This is a genomic window from Williamsia sp. 1135 (assembly GCF_002095395.1).
Lineage (GTDB): Bacteria > Actinomycetota > Actinomycetes > Mycobacteriales > Mycobacteriaceae > Williamsia.
Map to the genome: position 1 here is coordinate 1 of NZ_MJEI01000016.1, position 2,140 is coordinate 2,140.

The 2,140-nt window shown below is 63.1% G+C and carries 1 protein-coding gene and 1 pseudogene; one reads left to right on the forward strand and one right to left on the reverse strand.

Features of this window, described 5'->3' with window-relative positions; all coding sequences use genetic code 11:
- Nucleotides 1-801: pseudogene (locus tag BFL43_RS00090) on the reverse strand (oxygenase MpaB family protein); the annotation flags it as partial.
- 93 nt (nucleotides 802-894) lie between these two features.
- Between BFL43_RS00090 and BFL43_RS00095 the strand changes: the two are divergent.
- A complete protein-coding gene (locus tag BFL43_RS00095; protein WP_084889687.1) occupies nucleotides 895-2,136 on the forward strand; it encodes an IS701 family transposase in 1,242 nt (413 codons plus the stop codon).
- The last annotated feature ends 4 nt before the right edge of the window (nucleotides 2,137-2,140 follow it).

The following is a 2,140-nucleotide window of genomic DNA, read 5'->3' on the forward strand; positions in this document are numbered from 1 at the left end:
TGCTGCCAGCTGCCATGAGTGCAGGAATCCTTCGGATTCGTCGGCGGCGATCGGGACTTTCCACTTTGTGAGGTTGCGCATGACGGTGGTGGGCAGCGAGTGCCAGGTGACCATGATGTCGGCTTGGCTGATGGGTATGTCTTCGGGTGCCGAGTTCACCCAGTGCGGCGATTGTGGCAGTAGGTGTCGGACCGCGGCGTGTGCGAGGCGGGTTTTGACGCAGGTGACGACCATTTCGCCGTCGGGTTGGTAGGCGTTGAGTGAGCCGATGTCGTAGCCGAGTTTCGCGGTTTTGGTGATGCGGTCTTTCATGTCCGCGCCGCCCTTGGAGTAGTAGACCGCGCGGGCTTCTTTGGGGATGACGGTGCTCATCATGCCGCTGGCGAAGCCGTAGAGGACGCCGAGGTAGGTGCCGCGTTTTTGGTTGAAGTTGACTGCGCTGACGAGCTTTTGCTCGTCGGCCCAGGCGGGGAGTTGTTTGGCGTGTTCCATGAAGTCGCGGAGTTCTGATGGCAGCCCTGCCGGTAGCGGTTGCGAGTTCTTGGTCCAGTGTTTGAGGATTTCGTTGACCTTGGGCACCTCGCCGCGGTCCAGGAGGCCGGCGACCACGGGGTCTGCTTCGACGTCCCAGACATATTTGGGGTCGGCGCCGCTGCCGGTGCCCGGGACCGATCCCGCGGGTGACCACGTCCACGGTGTCGCCGGTGCCACCAGGGCCGCGGCCCCCGCGGCTCCTAATACTACAGCCGTAGATAGGTAGTTTCGGCGTGTTTGCGCTGGTAGGCGCGGTTGCCGCGGCATGATCTCGAGTTTGTGAAGACATCCAGATCAGCTGCGGCAACCGCAGCACTGAGGGTAGACCATGAGCGGTGGCATGCGGGCCTGGATGGGTTGTTGGAGTCGTTCTCGTCGCGGTTCGCGCGGGTCGAAGCACGACGCAACGCCGGTGCGCTGGTGCTGGGTTTGCTGGCCGATATAGGTTCCAAGAACTGCTGGACTATCGCCGAACTATCGGGCCATGGCACCCCTGACCGACTGCAGCACTTGCTGTCCCGCGCTAAATGGGACGCTGATCTGGTCCGCGATGACGTTCGCAGCTATGTCATCGACCACCTGGCCGACCCTGATGCGGTGCTTGTCGTTGATGAGACCGGCGACTTGAAGAAGGGCACCAACACCGTTGGGGTACAACGCCAGTACACCGGAACCGCCGGACGCACGGAGAACTGTCAGGTCGCGGTCTACCTGACCTACGCCGCCGCTCGCGGACACACCCTGATCGACCGAGCGCTGTACCTGCCGCAGCACACCTGGGCCACCGACCCGCAGCGAAGGACCAAGGCCGGGGTCCCTGACACGGTCGAGTTCGCTACCAAACCAGCCCTGGCAACCACGCTGGTCGAGGCGGCCCTCGACGCCGACGTTCCGGCCTCGTGGGTCGCTGGCGATGAAGTGTACGGCGCAGACCCGAACCTACGAAAAGCGTTGCACAACAGACAGATCGGCTACGTCCTGGCCGTCGGATGCAATCGGCAGGTCCCCACAGCCGCCGGGAAGATCCGGGTCGATGCCCTTGCTGAGAATCTACCGCCGCGGTCCTGGCACAAGATGTCTGCCGGCGCCGGTAGCAAAGGACACCGCTGGTACTCCTGGGCCTTGATCGCGACCACCGAGCGTCCCGATGTTGGCCTCTGTCACGTGTTGGTGCGGCGCAACGATAGCTCCGGCGAGCTCGCCTTCTATCGCTGCTACAGCCCGGCACCGGTGCCGCTGAACCAGTACGTCCGAGTCGCCGGGCGGCGGTGGACGGTCGAGGAATCGTTCCAGAGCGGCAAAGGCCTGACCGGTCTGGATCAGCATCAAGTGCGGACGTGGACGTCCTGGCACCGCTGGATTACCTTGGTCATGGCTGCGCACGCCTTCCTGGCCGTGCATACCGCCACTGAACGCCTGGCCCAACCCTCAGAACCTGGACTGATCCGGTTGTCGGTCAACGAGTTCCGCAAACTCTTCACGATCCTCGTCCTCACACCACTGCATGCCATCGCTGACCCCCTCCGCTGGTCACTCTGGCGACGAAAACACCAATACCGAGCCCGACAACACCACTATCAACGCAGGTCACAACAACAATGAACCC